The organism is Streptomyces sp. NPDC030143, assembly GCF_055573695.1.
In genome coordinates this window covers 21086-35768 of record NZ_JBVIAY010000034.1, presented here as the reverse complement: position 1 = coordinate 35768, position 14683 = coordinate 21086, and the positions used below count along the sequence as shown (strand labels likewise).

At 70.8% G+C, this 14683-nt stretch carries 14 protein-coding genes; 3 read left to right on the top strand and 11 right to left on the bottom strand.

Translation table 11 applies throughout. The features are described from left to right. The first annotated feature begins 183 nt into the window (after positions 1 to 183). Complete coding sequence (locus ACZ4YY_RS34485) at positions 184 to 1203, top strand: helix-turn-helix transcriptional regulator (protein ID WP_468298942.1); 1020 nt, start codon at positions 184 to 186, stop codon at positions 1201 to 1203. An 83-nt stretch (positions 1204 to 1286) separates the two neighbouring features. On the opposite strand, the gene ACZ4YY_RS34480 is transcribed toward ACZ4YY_RS34485, so the two are convergent. Next, on the bottom strand, positions 1287 to 2234 hold the full coding sequence (locus tag ACZ4YY_RS34480; protein WP_468298940.1) for an LLM class flavin-dependent oxidoreductase: 948 nt from the start codon (positions 2232 to 2234) through the stop codon (positions 1287 to 1289). A 107-nt stretch (positions 2235 to 2341) separates the two neighbouring features. On the opposite strand from ACZ4YY_RS34480, the gene ACZ4YY_RS34475 reads away from it, so the two are divergent. Further along, positions 2342 to 2914, top strand: coding sequence for a MarR family winged helix-turn-helix transcriptional regulator (locus ACZ4YY_RS34475; protein WP_468298938.1), 573 nt, complete (start codon positions 2342 to 2344; stop codon positions 2912 to 2914). Positions 2915 to 2922: 8 nt separating this feature from the next. On the opposite strand, the gene ACZ4YY_RS34470 is transcribed toward ACZ4YY_RS34475, so the two are convergent. The 10 genes from ACZ4YY_RS34470 to ACZ4YY_RS34425 form a co-directional block, all read right to left on the bottom strand. Further along, a complete protein-coding gene (locus tag ACZ4YY_RS34470; protein WP_468298936.1) occupies positions 2923 to 3624 on the bottom strand; it encodes a gamma-glutamyl-gamma-aminobutyrate hydrolase family protein in 702 nt (233 codons plus the stop codon). Further along, positions 3621 to 5111: an aldehyde dehydrogenase gene (locus ACZ4YY_RS34465; RefSeq protein ID WP_468298934.1), complete on the bottom strand. Its 1491-nt coding sequence runs from the start codon at positions 5109 to 5111 to the stop codon at positions 3621 to 3623. The genes ACZ4YY_RS34470 and ACZ4YY_RS34465 overlap by 4 nt, the downstream gene beginning before the upstream one ends. A gap of 72 nt (positions 5112 to 5183) precedes the next feature. Beyond that, positions 5184 to 6638 carry an APC family permease gene (locus ACZ4YY_RS34460; RefSeq protein WP_468298932.1) on the bottom strand — a complete coding sequence of 485 codons (1455 nt, stop codon included), beginning with the start codon at positions 6636 to 6638 and terminating at the stop codon, positions 5184 to 5186. A 192-nt stretch (positions 6639 to 6830) separates the two neighbouring features. Further along, positions 6831 to 7436, bottom strand: coding sequence for a TetR/AcrR family transcriptional regulator (locus tag ACZ4YY_RS34455; RefSeq protein ID WP_468298930.1), 606 nt, complete (start codon positions 7434 to 7436; stop codon positions 6831 to 6833). 28 nt (positions 7437 to 7464) lie between these two features. Next, entirely contained in the window at positions 7465 to 8310 is an 846-nt protein-coding gene (locus ACZ4YY_RS34450; RefSeq protein ID WP_468298929.1) for a fumarylacetoacetate hydrolase family protein, read from the bottom strand. A gap of 10 nt (positions 8311 to 8320) precedes the next feature. Next, positions 8321 to 9247, bottom strand: coding sequence for a 3,4-dihydroxyphenylacetate 2,3-dioxygenase (locus ACZ4YY_RS34445; RefSeq protein ID WP_468298927.1), 927 nt, complete (start codon positions 9245 to 9247; stop codon positions 8321 to 8323). Then, positions 9240 to 10703: an aldehyde dehydrogenase gene (locus ACZ4YY_RS34440; RefSeq protein ID WP_468298925.1), complete on the bottom strand. Its 1464-nt coding sequence runs from the start codon at positions 10701 to 10703 to the stop codon at positions 9240 to 9242. Before ACZ4YY_RS34440 ends, ACZ4YY_RS34445 begins: the two co-directional genes overlap by 8 nt. A gap of 33 nt (positions 10704 to 10736) precedes the next feature. Then, positions 10737 to 11543, bottom strand: a complete 807-nt coding sequence (locus ACZ4YY_RS34435) for an acetoacetate decarboxylase family protein (RefSeq protein ID WP_468298923.1) — start codon at positions 11541 to 11543, stop codon at positions 10737 to 10739. 11 nt (positions 11544 to 11554) lie between these two features. After that, a complete protein-coding gene (locus tag ACZ4YY_RS34430) occupies positions 11555 to 12763 on the bottom strand; it encodes an NAD(P)/FAD-dependent oxidoreductase (protein WP_468298921.1) in 1209 nt (402 codons plus the stop codon). Positions 12764 to 12768: 5 nt separating this feature from the next. After that, complete coding sequence (locus tag ACZ4YY_RS34425; protein ID WP_030048616.1) at positions 12769 to 12957, bottom strand: ferredoxin; 189 nt, start codon at positions 12955 to 12957, stop codon at positions 12769 to 12771. Between the two features lie 353 nt (positions 12958 to 13310). Here ACZ4YY_RS34425 and ACZ4YY_RS34420 point away from each other — a divergent pair, with 353 nt between their 5' ends. After that, positions 13311 to 14666, top strand: a complete 1356-nt coding sequence (locus ACZ4YY_RS34420) for a glutamine synthetase family protein (RefSeq protein WP_468298919.1) — start codon at positions 13311 to 13313, stop codon at positions 14664 to 14666. Positions 14667 to 14683 lie beyond the last annotated feature (17 nt).

The window sequence follows — 14683 nt, the reverse complement described above, 5'->3', positions numbered from 1 at the left end:
TCGAACAGGAAAGACTCCCGGCCGCCGCGCCGCCATCGGTAGAAATACCGATCGGGACGATGGCGTGACCCCACGGGATCGATTGGGTCACGGCACCGTGAACTCCTTGCCGCCCGAACACCCGCCCCATATCGTTGGGACTCAAACGACCTTCCTGATTCCGAGCCCACCCCGGAGGCTCGTTTGCACAGCCATCACCAGATCGCGGCGGCCGCCCGCATCGGCATGCTTGCCCATGAGCCGGACACACCTGCTGTCTGTGCCGAGGTCCTGCGCGAACTCGCCCGTGCCCTGCCCCTCGACGCGGCGACGCTGCTCTCCATCGATCCGGTCACCGGTGATCACGTCCAGTTGGCCGGGGTCGGCTACACCACCGAGCTGTCCCAGAACCTGGCCGCCGAGTTCGTCAGAACCCCGTGGTACCAGAACGTCATGCGGCAGGAACTGCCGCCGTCCATCTCCGAGGACGCCGGCGACACCGGAACGCGCTTCAGGCACGGCTGGTTCTACGCCGAACGGGTCCGCCCCGCCGGGTTCCGCGACGGGGTGACCGGAGCGCTGCGTCACCGCGGCCGCCTGGTCGGTCTGGTGCACCTCTCCACCGAGCGTGCCGACGCGTACGACACCGACGCACGGCGCCTGCTCGCCTGCGTCATGCCGGCGCTCGCGGCGCTGGCCGATCCGGTGCCGTACGTCACCGACCTGGAGAACGGCGTGACGCGCGGGAGTGCGGTGAGCCTCGTGGCGGATGGTGCGGTGATCGACGTGCCGGGGCGTGAGCGCGCGGGGATCGTGCGAGACGAGGTCTTCGACGAGCTCCTGCGGGCCTTCACGAGCACGGGTGGGCGGCGGCTGCGCCTGCTGTGGCCGGTGGGTGGCGACTGGCGGCGCGTGACGCTCCAGCGGTACCTGCCGGGTTCCCACCGCCTCACCGGTGCGGTGCTGGTGGTGGAGGCACCTACGGAACTCCCCTACGGGCTCAGTCCGCGGGAGCTGGAGGTGCTGACCCGGGCGGCCACGGGCCAGACCAACCAGGCCATCGCGCAGGCGCTGTACCTGGCGCCACGGACCGTGCACACCCACATGGAGCACCTGCTGCGCAAGACCGGCGCCGCCTCCCGTGCCGAGGCCACCGCCCTGGCGGTCCGCGACGGTCTGCTGCGCCCGGCTCCGGATCAGGTGGCCCGCTTCGTCGAGCGGTGAAGCGTACCGGGTGGGGCGACGCCGGCGCGCAGGTGCCGGGCAGTTTCCTGCGCGCCGGGCCGGGGGTCCGTCCGTGCGGCGGGTCAGCTGACCAGTCGCTCCATGCGCCGCATCACCTCACGGCAGAACGCCCCGACGCCGTCAGGGTCGTCGATGAACTGGTTCGGCTTGACGCAGAAGGTCGTGAAGCCGCTCTCCCACTGCTCGGGAACCGAGGCGAGGGCCGCTCCGAGATCGGCCGGCGAGCGGTCGTCGGGGAAGACGGCCTGGGTGCCGCCGATCATCTCCAGGTCGGTGATGTCGCGTCCCGCAGCCGACATCGCGTCCTTCAGCGCCCGCAGGTCTTCGGGTGTGGGCCGGCCGAGCGGATGGAAGCCGTGGCCGTGGCGGACGAGCCGCCGCAGCAGCGGGCCGTGCAGTCGCTGCCCGCCGAACCAGAGCCGTGGGCCCTCGGGGCGGTATGCCTTGGGCTCGAAGTACACGTCCTGGAAGGGGTAGTTCGGGCCGTCGTGGGAGAGGGGTGACGGCCCCCACGCCTTCGCCCACACCTCCAGATGCTCGTCCAGCAGCTTTCCGCGCTCACCGAACGGCACGCCGAGCGCGTCGTACTCGTCCCTGCTCCAGCTCACCGTGGGTTGCACCACCAGCCTCCCCTCGCTGATCAGGTCGAGGGTGCCCAGTTCCCGGGCGAGCAGCAGCGGGTGGCGCAGCGGTGCGAGGACAGCCGCGGCGGCCAGCCGGAGTCGTTCGGTGACCGAGGCGATGGCGGCGAGCAGGAGCAGCGAGTTCGGCCAGGGGGTGTACGGGTCCTGGTTGCCCGGCAGGGCGTAGTCACGGGGGTTGCCCATGATCCCCCGGTCCGCTGCGTCGGGTCCGAGGACGATGTGCTCGCTGACCATGACGGCGTCGAAGCCGGCGTCTTCGGCCTCACGGGCCCACCGTACGGCGGTGGGCAGGTCGGCCCGGCCTCCGGTGAGGGTCCAGTTCTCGCTGAGGACGAGCAGCATGCGCGGAGTGGCGGGGGTGTTCATGGGACTCCTCTTCTTCTTCGTACAATTTGGGGCCGAACGAACGGCACGGTGGGACATGTGTCCGTTCGGGGAGCAGGAGTTGCCGCGACCAGACGAAGGAGCCGCCCATGCCCGGCCAGCGATCCATCACCGAAGCCGAGAAGCTGGCGGCCGCGAAGCTCGGTGGTTTCCCGATCCGTCGGGAGCAGATGGCCGCTGTGGCGAACATCTACCGGGCCGCCTCCGCGGTCCGGCATCACCTGGAGAATTCCGTCCTGCGCGGCTCGGATCTGACCTGGACGGCGTTCGTCGTGCTGTGGGTGGTCTGGGTGTGGGGCGAGTCGGAGACGCGGTACGTGGCGGACGAGGCCGGCATCTCCAAGGGCACCCTCACGGGGGTCTCCCGCACCCTGGAGTCGCGTGGACTGATCAGGCGGAGCGGGCACCCGACGGATGGACGGCTGGTGTTGCTCAGCCTCACCGACGAGGGCGAGGAGTTCATGCGGCGGGTGTTCCCGGCGTTCAACGAGGAGGAGGCGTTCGTCACCGCCGGGCTCAGCGACGCGGAGTGCCGCCGTCTTGCGGACGGTCTGCGCAGTGTCGTCATGCAGGTCGAGCAGCATGGCGAGGAGCGGCGCCAGTCGCTGCTGAACGGCGCCGAGCCCGCGCCGCGTCGCAGCGGTCGCCGGTCCAGGAGCTGAACGGAGTGTCAGCGCCGCTCCTCGGCGGCCCGTACCAGGGCGTCGAAGAGCCGTTGCTGGACCGGATCCTCGTGGGCGGTGTCCTCGGGGTGCCACTGTACGGCGCTGAACCAGCCGCCGGCGGTGGGCAGTTCGAGCGCTTCGACCGTGCCGTCCGCCGCTCGTGCCGTCACTCTCAGGCCCGCGCCGAGGCGGTCGACGCGCTGGTGGTGGTAGCAGGACGCCTCCACCTTCTCGGCGGCCGTCGCTCGTGCGACGACCGATCCGGCCTCCAGGGCGACGGGATGCACGACGTGCCGGTGGTCGCGCCCTGGACCGCCCATGTCCTGTTCCAGGGTTCCGCCGAGGGCGACGTTGACCGCTTGCAGGCCGCGGCAGACGGCGAGCAGGGGAAGTCCGGTCTCCAGCGCGGCCCGTGCCACGGCCAGGTCGAAGGCGTCCTGGACGTCGTCCACGTCGTACACGCTGGCGTGGGTGTCGACGGCGCCGTACGTGTGCGGGGCGAGGTCTCCGCCGCCGGGGAGCAGGACGCCGTCGAAGCGGGCGAGCCGGGCGGCGGTGCCGGTCTGCGCGGGGTGGATGCTCACGGGCTCTCCGCCTGCCCGCCACACTGCCTCGATCAGGGCCCGGGCGTTGACCTCGGCGGCGTAGCGCAGGGCGGAGGTGGTGGCGCTGAAGCGGGCGGGGATCGCGATGAGCGGGCGCGTCACAGCTGGATCCATGTCGTCTTGAGTTCGGTGTACTTCTCCAGGGCGTGCGCGGACTTGTCGCGGCCGTTGCCGGACTGTTTCATGCCGCCGAAGGGCACGGTGAGGTCGCCCTCCTCGTAGCAGTTGACCCAGACCGTGCCGGCCTTGAGGGCACGGGAGACGCGGTGGGCGGTGGACAGGTCGGAGGTCCACAGGCCGGCGGCGAGGCCGTAGTCGGTGGCGTTGGCGAGGGCTACGGCCTCGTCGAGGTCGTCGAAGGCCAGGACGGACAGGACAGGTCCGAAGACCTCCTCGCGGGCCAGGCGGCTGTGCGGGTCGACCTGGTCGAAGACCGTGGGCTGCAGATAGGTGCCGCCGGTTTCGGTCAGGGTGGCCGCTCCTCCGCTCCTGAGCCGGGCGCCGTCGCGCTCGGCGTGCCGTATGTGGTCGAGGACGCGGGCCAGGTGGCTCTGACCGACCAGGGCGCCCATGTCGGTGGCCGGGTCGAGGGGGTCGCCGACGCGCAGTTCGCGGGCGCGTCGTACGACGGCCTCGGTGACGTGTTCGGCGATGGCGGAGTGGACGAGGAGGCGCGAGGGCGCGGTGCACATCTCACCCTGGTTGAAGAAGATGCCCCAGGCGGCGGTGGCGGCGGCGTTCTCCAGGTCGGGGGCGTCGGGCAGGATGATGTTGGGTGATTTGCCGCCCAGTTCCAGCCAGACGCGCTTGAGGTTGGAGTCGGCCGCGTAGTGCAGGAAGTGGCGGCCGACGGCGGTGGAGCCGGTGAAGGCGAGGACGTCGACATCCGGGTGCAGGCCGAGGGCTCGTCCGGCGACCGGACCGTCGCCGTTGACGACGTTGAGCACGCCGGGCGGCAGTCCCGCCTCGGCGGCGACGGCGGCCAGCAGCAGCGCGGAGAGCGGTGAGTGCTCCGACGGCTTCAGTACGACGGTGCAGCCGGCGGCCAGGGCGGGGGCGATCTTCCAGCCGGCGAGGGTGAGCGGGAAGTTCCACGGCACCACCGCGCCGACGACTCCGGCGGGTTCGCGGGTGACCAGGGCGAGGGCGTCGGGGGCGGTGTGCGGGGACTGGTCGGTGAGCTTGTCGGGGAGCTGGCCGTACCAGCGGAAGGTGTTGATGAGCGCGCGCAGTTCGATGTCGTGGGCGTCGGTGATCGGTTTGCCCATCTCCAGGGTCACGGCGAGGGCCAGATCGGCGCGCCGCTCCTGCAGCAGGTCGGCGATGCGCACCAGGATTCGGCCGCGGTCGGCGGGCGCCAGCCGCGGCCAGGGCCCGCTGTCGAAGGCACGGCGAGCGGCGGCCACGGCGGCGTCGATCTCGGCGGCGCCGCCGTCGGCGACCTCGGTGAGCACCTGACCGTCCCGCGGCGAGACGACGGGAAAGGCGGCGCCCGCCCCGGCTTCCTCGGCACCGTCGATGTGGTGTGCGCGCGGCAGCACCAGCGCCTTGGCCCGGCGGAGCCATTCGTCGTGGGTGACAGCGGGCATGGGATTCTCCAGACCGTGTTTCCGGTGGGACGTCGAAGAAGTCGAGGAGCCGAGGAGTCGGCGTGCGAGGTGTTACGGCCGCGCCTGGCCGCGCCGGCGCCTGAACCACTCGGTCGCGGCGCCCACGGCGAGCACAGCGGGGACGCTCGCCTCCAGCCATACGGCCGTGCTCGCCTCGCCGCCGATGAGGGTCGTGAAGTTGGCCAGGATCAGCCAGATCGCGCCCGCCAGACCGAGTGCGGCGAGTGTGGGCGCGACCAGCGTGTTGAAGCGCCGGGGGTCCAGCCGCTCACGGCGGAAGAAGACGATCACGGACACCGAGGTCAGCAGGTACAGCAGCATCATCGCCAGGACGGCCAGTCCACTGAACCAGGAGAACAGGGTGAGCACCGGGTCCTTGCCGGCGACCGCGAAGGGCACGACGAGGAGGAGGGCGATGCCCGTCTGCGCGCACCCGGCGGCCCAGGGCGAGCGGCGGGCGTTGAGTCTGCGCAGCGGCTGCGGCAGCAGTCCGTCGCGGCTGAGGGAGAACAGGTAGCGGTTGGCCGAGTTGTGGAAGGTGAGGATGCCCGCGAACAGGGAGGTAGCGAGCAGGACGGGCAGGACGTCGTTGACCCATCCGCCGAACTGCGTGGCGATCGGGGCGAAGACGAACCCGGCCGAGTCGCCGCCCGAGAGGGCCTCTCCGGCCGCCGCCGGGGCCTTGACGGCGCCGTAGGCGGAGACCAGCGCCCAGGACGTGAGGGCGAAGAAGCCGGTGACCACGAGTACCGAGAGGTAGGTGGCCCGGGGCACGGTCTTCTTCGGCTCGCGGGCTTCCTCGCCGTAGATCGCGGTGGCTTCGAAGCCGAACATCGACGCGACCGCGAACATAACCGCGACTCCCGGGGCCCCTTGAAGGGCCGCTGACGGCGAGAAGCTGTCGGCGAGGCCCAGTCCCTGCGGCCCGCCGCCCTGGAACAGGGTGACCAGACCGAACAGCAGCAGGATGCTGAACTCCGCCGCGACGAACACGGCGAGGACCTTGGCACCCATCTCGACGCCTGCCGCGCCCAGCGCCTGGACCACGGCCATGGTGGCAAGCGTCCACATCCACCAGGGCAGGTCGAGGCCGGTGTGGTCGGCGACCAGACCGGCGACGATCGCGCCGTACAGGCCGTACATCGCGGCCTGGATGACGCAGTACGCGAACAGGGCGACGGCCGCGCCGGAGGCGCCGGCGGTGCGGCCGAGGCCGGTGCCGATGTAGGTGTAGAAGGCGCCGGCGTCCACGACGTGGCGTCCCATGGCGACGAAGCCGACCGAGAACAGCAAGATCATCGCGCCTGCCAGCACATACGCGGCGGGCGTGCCCGCGCCGTTGCCGATTGCGATCGAGATCGGTGCCGCTCCGGCGATGCCGGTGAGCGGCGCCTGGGCGGACAGGACGAAGAACATGATGCCGAGCACGCCAAGGGCGTTGGGCTTGAGCGCGGCTGTGGTGCCGCCTCGCACGGTCTGCTGCGGAGGAGCCGTCTGACTGCCCACGTGGATCACCTACCGGGGAAGGGAGAGAGGGGACGGAGCGAGAGGAAGGCAGTGGGGGGAAGCGGCCGAATTTCATTTCGGCCCAAACGAGTGGCACTATCGTGGAGTCGGACTATCCGTTTGGCAAGGGGCGGGCGTGGGGATTCCCGGAGCCGGCGGATTCTTACAGCGGTGACTCTGGGGGCAGCGGGCTCAGACGCCGTCTGTGCCCTCGGCGAGGCCCTCCAGCAGGGCACGCAGTTCGGCGAGGGCCTCCTCGGTGACCTCCCGCTCGCCGAAGACGAGCTGGTGCAGCACCAGGCCCTCGAGGGCGGCGAAGACCAGCCGCGACAGGCCGCGGCCGACCGGCCGGGCGAGCATCTGGGACAGCTCGCGCCGGGTGGCGTCGAAGTACTCCTCGTACAGGCCCCGCAGGTGCGGCAGGAGTTCCGCCCGGCGGCGCGCCTCCAGGAGCAGCTCGTACTGGAAGGCCTGGAGCTCGGGACCGGATTCCACCATGTCAGCGAGGCCGGCGGAGAAGTCGGCGACCTTGCCCGTGCCGGGTTCGAGGGTGCTGCTGCTGAGGGAGGAGCGTACGGCGTGCGCGAGCGCCTCCTCGATCAGCGCGTCACGGGAACCGAAGTGGTGCACGACCAGTCCGTGCGTGACCCCGGCCTCCTCCGCGACCGCCCGGTAAGTGAGCTTGCGCAGTCCGCCCCGCGCCACCACGCGCACCGCGGCGTCCAGCAAGGCCTCACGGCCGGCCCCGTAGTTCTTCACGCGTTTGCGGGGGCCGCGCTCACCGGCGGGCTCGGTCATGCCCGTGACTCTACCCGTGGCCAGGGCATCAGCGCCGCGGTGGCCGGATGCCACGGAACTCCCAGTCGCCGCCGAGGGCGGTGGACAGCACTTCCTCGGACTCGGTGGGCTGGGCGCCGACATCGGCACGGACCGGGGTGGGTCCGGTGACGATGTGGTTGGTGAGCCGGCCCAGGCCCTCCACCTCGACCTCCACCACGTCGCCCGGCTGGACGGGGCGGGAGTTGGCAGGCGTGCCGGACAGGAGGACGTCGCCAGGGCAGAGGGTGATGGTGCGGGCGATGTCGGCGACGAGGTAGTGCATGTCCCACTTCATCTCGTCCGTCGAGCCGTCCTGCACCACCTTCCCGTTGACGTACGTGCGCAGCGACTTGCCGTGGAAGTCCCAGTCGGTGACGAGCCCCGGGCCGAGCGGACACAGGGTGTCGGAGCCCTTGACGCGGAGCATGGAGCCGGCGTCGGTGTCACGGAAGTCGTGCAGGCCGTAGTCGTTGGCGATGGTATAGCCGGCGATGTACTCGCCCGCCTCGGCCGGGGAGATGTTGCGCGCGGTCTTCCCGATGACGATGGCGACCTCGCCCTCGTAGTTGAGCCACTTGCAGCCCTCGGGGCGGACGATCGCGCCCTTGTGGGAGTTGAGGGACGAGGTGGGCTTGTGGAAGTAGGTCGGGGTGTCGGGCAGGTCGATCTGGAACTCGTCCACGCGGCTGCGGTGGTTGAGGTGGACGGCGATCACCTTGGACGGCACGACGGGGGGCAGGTGCTGGGCGTCCTCGGTCTTGACGCGGCGGCCGTCGGCGGCGACGAGTTCGTCGCCGTCGACGGTGACCTGGACGGCGGCGCCGTCGAGGAGGATGCGACGGTATTCGGGCATGACAGGGCTCCTAGGTACGGCTGTGCGGGGTACGCGGGGTGGGCAGGCCGGTGCCGGTCCAGCCATCGGCAGGGCGGTCGAACCAGAGGTGCACCTGGCCGGTGCCGATCGAGTTCTCGTACTCGCCGTACTGGCGGGCCTTGGCGGTGCAGGCCTGTTCGCCCAGGGCGCCGGCCATCATCAGGTAGTGGAAGAACTTCGCCTCGGGCTTGAACTTCCAGAACTCGTCCATGGTGTCGAGGACCTTGTCGTGACGGCCCTCCTTGAACCAGGCGATCCGCCCGTGGTCGGCCTCGCGGGCCTCGGGCGTGAAGATGTGCGCCGGGTCGCTGGCCTCGTGGTCGCGCAGTTCGCGCAGCGGCCAGAAGGTGTGCGACAGCGCGCCCGAGGCGATCAGCAGCACCCTCCGTCCCGGTGTGGCGGCGATACCGTCCGCGAGGGCGCGGCCCAGGCGCAGGTGGTCCTCCATGTCGCCGGTCTGGCAGACGCCGATGGTCACCCACCGCTTGTCGGGCAGCCCCTCGCCGAGGAACTTCCAGAGGTTGATGGTGGCGTAGTAGATCGGCAGGTAGTCGTCGTCGATCGCGGTGATCCAGGTGCCGTGCCGGTCCGCGAACTTCTCGATGTTGTGGGCGAGTTCGGGGTCGCCGGGGAAGTCGTACGGCATCCGGCACATGCCGCGCGGCAGTTCCTCCGAGGTGAACAGACCCGCCCGGCGCCGCTGTGCGGTGACGACGAACTCGACCGTCGTGGCCCAGTGGGAGTCGAGGACGACGACGGTGTCGTAGTCGTCCCGTTCGAAGACGTCCTTGCGGAGTTGCTGGAGTCCGGTGACGAGGGTGATCTCCTTGCCCTCGTTCAGCTCCAGCCGGTCGGCCTCCGGCAGCACGATGGTGGGGACGTGGGCGAGCAGGCCCGCCCCGACGATCTCACCCATGGTTGGTCCATCCGTTCGGGGCGGTGACGGTGTTCTTCACGTCGCAGTAGAAGTCGAAGCTCCAGGTACCGCCCTCGCGGCCGACTCCGGAGAGGCGGGAGCCGCCGAAGGGGGCCTGCAGGTCACGTACAAAGAAGCAGTTGACCCAGACGGTTCCTGCGACGAGTCGCGCGGTGACGCGTTCGGCACGCTCGGGGTCGCCGGTGGCCAGGGTGGCGGCCAGCCCGAAGCGGGTGTCATTGGCGAGCCGGATCGCCTCTTCCTCGTCGGTGAAGGTCTGCAGGGTCAGGACGGGACCGAAGACCTCCTCCTGCACGATCTCGGAGTCCTGGGCAACGTCGGTGAGGAGCGTCGGGGCGTAGTACTGCCCGCCCTTGGGGTGCCCGCCGATGACGGCGCGGGCTCCTGCCGCCAGTGCCCGCTGCACGAAGCCGTCGATCTTCTCTAGCTGGCGGGGGTGGATGTTTGGCCCGATGTCGGTGGCCTCGTCACGAGGGTCGCCCTGCCTCAGGCCCCTCGCCCTGTCGACGAAGCGCCGCGTGAACTCCTCGGCGACCGACTCCTCGACCAGGAAGCGCGTGGCGGCCAGACAGACCTGCCCCGCGTTGTCGTACTGCTCCACCGCGAGGTCGACGGCGAGGTCCAGGTCGGCGTCGGCGAACACCAGCAGCGGTGACTTGCCACCGAGTTCGAGGCTGAGCGGAGTGAGGTTGGCGGCGGCCGACGCGGCGATCCGCCGGGCGGTGGGCACCGAGCCGGTGAAGCTGATCCGGCGCGCGTCCGGATGCGAGGTCAGGGCGTCGCCGATCTCCGAGCCGTACCCCTGGACCACGTTCAGCACCCCGGCGGGCAGCCCCGCCTCGGCGGCGATGTCGGCGAGGAGGGAGGCGGTCAGCGGAGACCACTCGGCGGGCTTCAGGACGACGGTGTTGCCGGCCGCGAGCGCCGGCGCGACCTTCCAGGTGGCCAGCATCAGCGGCGCGTTCCACGGGGTGATCAGCACACAGGGGCCCGCCGGGTCCCAGCTGACGTGGTTGCTGTGGCCCCGGGTCTCGAAGTCCCCGTGCTCCAGCTTCAGCAGCCAGTCGGCGAAGAAACGGAAGTTGTGCGCCACCCGCGGCATCACACCGCGTCGGTGCGAGCGCAGCAGCGCCCCGTTGTCGGTGGTTTCGACGATGGCGAGCTCTTCGAGTCGCTTCTCCACACCGTCGGCGATGGCGTGCAGGATACGGCCACGCTCGGCGCGGGGGGTGGCGGCCCAGCCGGGGAAGGCGGCCTTCGCCGCGGCGACCGCGGCCGCGGCCTCCCTCGCCGTACCGCGGCTGATCTCACCGATCGTGCTGCCGTCGATCGGTGAGGCATCGGTGAACGTTTCGCTGGACGCGACGCGCTCGCCGCCGATCCAGTGCCGGGTGTCGACGGCGACCCCGGCGACCGTGAGAATGTGCTCGGTCATGTCCGGTCTCCAAGTCATGTGATGCGTAAGGGATTACTCGGCGCCGGACGTGCCGGACTCCAGCAGTCGGCCGCCGTCCCAGACGACGCCGACCTGGCGGTAGTACGCGGCGATCGGCTCGCGGATCTCCAGCCGGGCCAGCTCCTCGGTGGGCGCCTCGAACAGCTCCAGTTCGGCGTCTCCGACCCATGCCTGGCCACCCTCGAAGGAGGCGGCGCCCGACTCGATCAGCTCGTCGAGAGCCAGCCCCTTGCCCTTCTCGATCGAGGGAAGCCACCGGTGGTGGGCCATCGGGTGCCCGTTGACGAAGCCGTTGGTGTCGGACGGCTCCCGCAGGGTGACCACCGCCTGCGCCAGCCGCCGGTCCGCGGCGGCCAGCGTCGCCCCGAACCGGGCCCCCGCCGCGATCCGCGGAGCGGGCCCGTACGGGTGCGGGCGGGTCTGGTGGATCGAGCCGAGCTTCTTCGGGTAGCCCTGGTGCAGGCCACGAGCGATGGCGAAGTCCTTGTCGACCCAGATGTAGACGCAGCGGGTGTAGGTCCGCCCCCTGAACTTGCAGCGGACGACGGCGAACGCCTCCTTGTACTGGGAGAGCACCGGGTCCAGCAGCTCGTCTCCGGAGGTGGAGCAGGACTGCCAGTCGGCCCAGATCAGCGCGACCGCGCCCGGATCCTCGTCGGCCGGTTCCAAGGGTTCGGGCAGCAGTTCGCGCACCCGCGCGGGATCGGTGCGGTACTCGACGGTGAGCAGATCACCGGAGTAGCGCCACGGCGGGGACGGGATGAGCGACGAGGCACCGCTCGCCGTCTTCGGGTGGAAGTAACCACGGACAGAGGGCATGGCGGGATTCCTTACGCGGTGAGGGCGGGCTGCTTCAGCAGCTGGGCGCGGTAGCGGGCGGCGGCGGACACCGCGGCGGGGCCGCCGAGCGCCACCACACCGACCAGCCGGTCGTCGGCGTGGTAGCCGACCAGGACGTCACGGTCGGGGTCGCCGTCCAGGATCCGCACGTCGTCGAGGCCGAGGCCGGGCGCGCCGAAGGACTGCAGCCGGAACTCGTACTGGTCGCTCCAGAAGGTGGGCAGCGGCGCGAACGGAGCCAAGTCGGCGCCCGAACCGGTGAGACGGGCGACGAGGACCTTGGCGGCGTGCCTGGCGGTGTCCGTGGGGATGGACCAGTGCTCGACGCGGCGGGGCACGCCGTCGTAGCGGGCGTTGGGGAAGCGGGCCACGTCACCGACGGCAACCACGTCCGGGAAGCCCCCGACGCGCAGCTGCTCATCGGTGATCACCCCGTCCGACAGGTCCAGGCCGTTGCCGTCCAGCCACTCGGTGTTGGCGATCGAGCCGACCGACTCCACGACCACGTCGGCGGGCAGAGCGGTGCCGTCGTCCAGCACCACCCCGGTGACCCGGTCCTCGCCCTCGAAGCCCGCGACCGACGTACCGAGCGCGAAGCACACTCCGCGCTCCTCGTGCCGCTTCAACAGCGCACGGCCCAGCAGGTCACCCAGCGGTCCCCCCATGGGCAAGGTCAGCGGATCGACGACGGTCACCTCGGTGACCCCGAGCTGGACGGCGGTGGCCGCCACCTCGCAGCCGATGAAACCGGCTCCGACCACGACCACCCTTGCGCCGGGCCGGGTCAGCTCCTCACGCAGCCCCTGCGCGTCGGCGAGGGTGCGGACCGTGTAACGGCCGGCGAGGGGGCCGGGGCACCTCAGCCGACGGGGCCGCATGCCGGTGGCGACGACCAGACCGTCGTAGGAGACGGCCGAGCCGTCATCGAGCGCGACGGTCCGCTCCGCGAGCCCGGCCTCGACCACCTTGCTGCCCAGCCGCCACTCGACATCGGCGACGGCCGCCTTCGGCGTGAAGGCCAGCGACTCGAAGGACACCCTGCCCGCCAGTACCTCCTTGGACAGCGGAGGCCGGTTGTACGGCATGAGGGGTTCTTCGCCGATCACGGTGATCGCACCGGTCCAGCCCGCCGCACGCACCTGCTCGGCGGCTCGCAGGCCGCCCAGGGAGGCGCCGGCGATGACGATGCGTCCGGTCATGGCGCTCAGTCCCCGATCCGGATGGCCTGGAGGGGGCACACGTCGGCGGCCTCCTCGACCTCCTCGCGCAGGGCGTCGTCCGGATCGGCGACGTACACGAGGTGCCCGTCGTCGTTCATCGAGAAGACATCGGGAGCCGCGAAGACGCACTGGCCGTGGTCCTGGCACTTGTTCATGTCGACGACGACCTTCATGGCCGGTCCTCCTGAGGTGAGGGCATCGGAGTGGAGGAAGAGGCATGAGGGGCCCGGTCCGGGGAATGGCCGGGCCCCGGGCAGGGAGCTGAGGAGCTACCGGGGATCCACGCCGAATGTCATTTGGCTTCAAACAAGATAGGAAGCTGCCGGACGGCGGTCAATACCTGTCCAGGTGGATAATTTCTTTGGGCTGAACCCTTGCAAGGCGAGGGGAGCTTCCATACTGTTCGGATTCAAACGACGACCTGCGAGCCGCGCCTCCTCCGCGCCCGGGCATCGTCCCCCTCACGCCACCTGCCCAAGCCCCTTCCCGGGGCCGGCCATCCCACCGTCCCCCCAAGGAGACATCGGTGAGCGCTCATGAGACTCTCGACATCCGTCGGTACCAGGAAAGGCTCACCGCCGAGGGCATCGACGTGGTCCGGGTGATATATCCCGACCTGATCGGCACCGACCGCGCCCGCGACGTCCTGCTGGACCATCTCCCGTCCGCCTGTGCGCACGGTCTGGCTTTCTGCCGCGCCGTCTACCACACGAGCCCGCAGGGCGACGTCGTCCCGGTCGTCGGCGGGCTGGACGCCGGCCTGCCGGACGTGTCCGTCCGTCCCGACCTGTCCACCCTGACCACGCTGCCCTGGGAGCCGGGTGTCGCCACCTGCCTCGGCGAGGTCAGCGACCCCGCGACCGGACGACCCGCCCCCGAGTCGCCGCGGGACCTGCTCCGCGCCGTCCTGGCCAGGTGTGCCGAGCACGGGCTGCGCCCCGTCGTGGGCCCCGAACTGGAGTACTTCCTGCTCGAGCCCGCCCCCGACGCCCCGACCGGCTGGCGCCGCGCCCCGCGGACCACCGGCGCCGTCTACACGGCAGGCCTGCGCGCCGACCCGGACAACCATCTGCTGCGCACCCTGCGCCACCTGCGGGATCTGGGCATCGGCGTCGTCACGGGCAACCACGAGTTCGACGGCGGACAGTACGAGATCAACCTCACCCACTCCACTGCCCTCGATGCCGCCGACCGGGCCTTCCGCTTCAAATCGGCCGTCAAGGAACTCGCCCGGGCCGAGGGCAAGCTCGCCACGTTCATGGCCAAGCCCTGCAACGACGCCGGCGGCTCCGGTTTCCATCTGCACCTCTCATGTGAGGACGACAGCGGCCGCAACGCCTTCGACGACCCCTCCGGCGCCTACGGCCTCTCCGCCACCGCCCGGCACGCCATCGCCGGCATCCTGGCGCACGCCCCCGCCCTCGCGGCCCTGGCCAACCCGACCGTCAACTCCTACAAGCGCTTCGGCCCCGACACCCTCGCTCCCTGGCTGATCGACTGGGGGCTCGACAACCGCAGCGCCATGCTGCGCGTCCCGCCCGAGCGGGGCAGCGGCGCCCGCCTCGAAATCCGCCTCGGCGACGCCAGCGCGAATCCGTACCTGCTGATCGCCGGAGCGATCTCCGCCGCGCTGCTCGGCATCCGGGCGGGCCAAGAGCCCCCGGCCCCGCTGGAGGGCTACGGCTACGACACCGCCCGGTCGGCCGCCCTGCCCAGGAACCTGCCGGCCGCGCTGGACGTCCTGGAAGCGGACACGGAACTGACCGACATCCTCGGCAAGGGCTTCACCTCCTCCTTCCTCTCCTACAAGCGCAACGAAATCGAACGCTTCCAACGGCACGTCACCGACTGGGAGTTCACCGAGTACGCCTACCACCTGTGACCACTGGGAGCCATCCG

What these genes read in the sequence shown, in the direction of transcription:
- ACZ4YY_RS34435 (WP_468298923.1), bottom strand. Translation starts at nt 11,543, where the DNA reads ATGCCCTCTGTCCGTGGTTACTTCCACCCGAAGACGGCGAGCGGTGCC.
- ACZ4YY_RS34450 (WP_468298929.1), bottom strand. Translation starts at nt 8,310, where the DNA reads ATGCCCGAATACCGTCGCATCCTCCTCGACGGCGCCGCCGTCCAGGTC.
- ACZ4YY_RS34445 (WP_468298927.1), bottom strand. Translation starts at nt 9,247, where the DNA reads ATGGGTGAGATCGTCGGGGCGGGCCTGCTCGCCCACGTCCCCACCATC.
- ACZ4YY_RS34465 (WP_468298934.1), bottom strand. Translation starts at nt 5,111, where the DNA reads ATGCCCGCTGTCACCCACGACGAATGGCTCCGCCGGGCCAAGGCGCTG.
- ACZ4YY_RS34455 (WP_468298930.1), bottom strand. Translation starts at nt 7,436, where the DNA reads ATGACCGAGCCCGCCGGTGAGCGCGGCCCCCGCAAACGCGTGAAGAAC.
- ACZ4YY_RS34480 (WP_468298940.1), bottom strand. Translation starts at nt 2,234, where the DNA reads ATGAACACCCCCGCCACTCCGCGCATGCTGCTCGTCCTCAGCGAGAAC.
- ACZ4YY_RS34430 (WP_468298921.1), bottom strand. Translation starts at nt 12,763, where the DNA reads ATGACCGGACGCATCGTCATCGCCGGCGCCTCCCTGGGCGGCCTGCGA.
- ACZ4YY_RS34440 (WP_468298925.1), bottom strand. Translation starts at nt 10,703, where the DNA reads ATGACCGAGCACATTCTCACGGTCGCCGGGGTCGCCGTCGACACCCGG.
- ACZ4YY_RS34475 (WP_468298938.1), top strand. Translation starts at nt 2,342, where the DNA reads ATGCCCGGCCAGCGATCCATCACCGAAGCCGAGAAGCTGGCGGCCGCG.
- ACZ4YY_RS34425 (WP_030048616.1), bottom strand. Translation starts at nt 12,957, where the DNA reads ATGAAGGTCGTCGTCGACATGAACAAGTGCCAGGACCACGGCCAGTGC.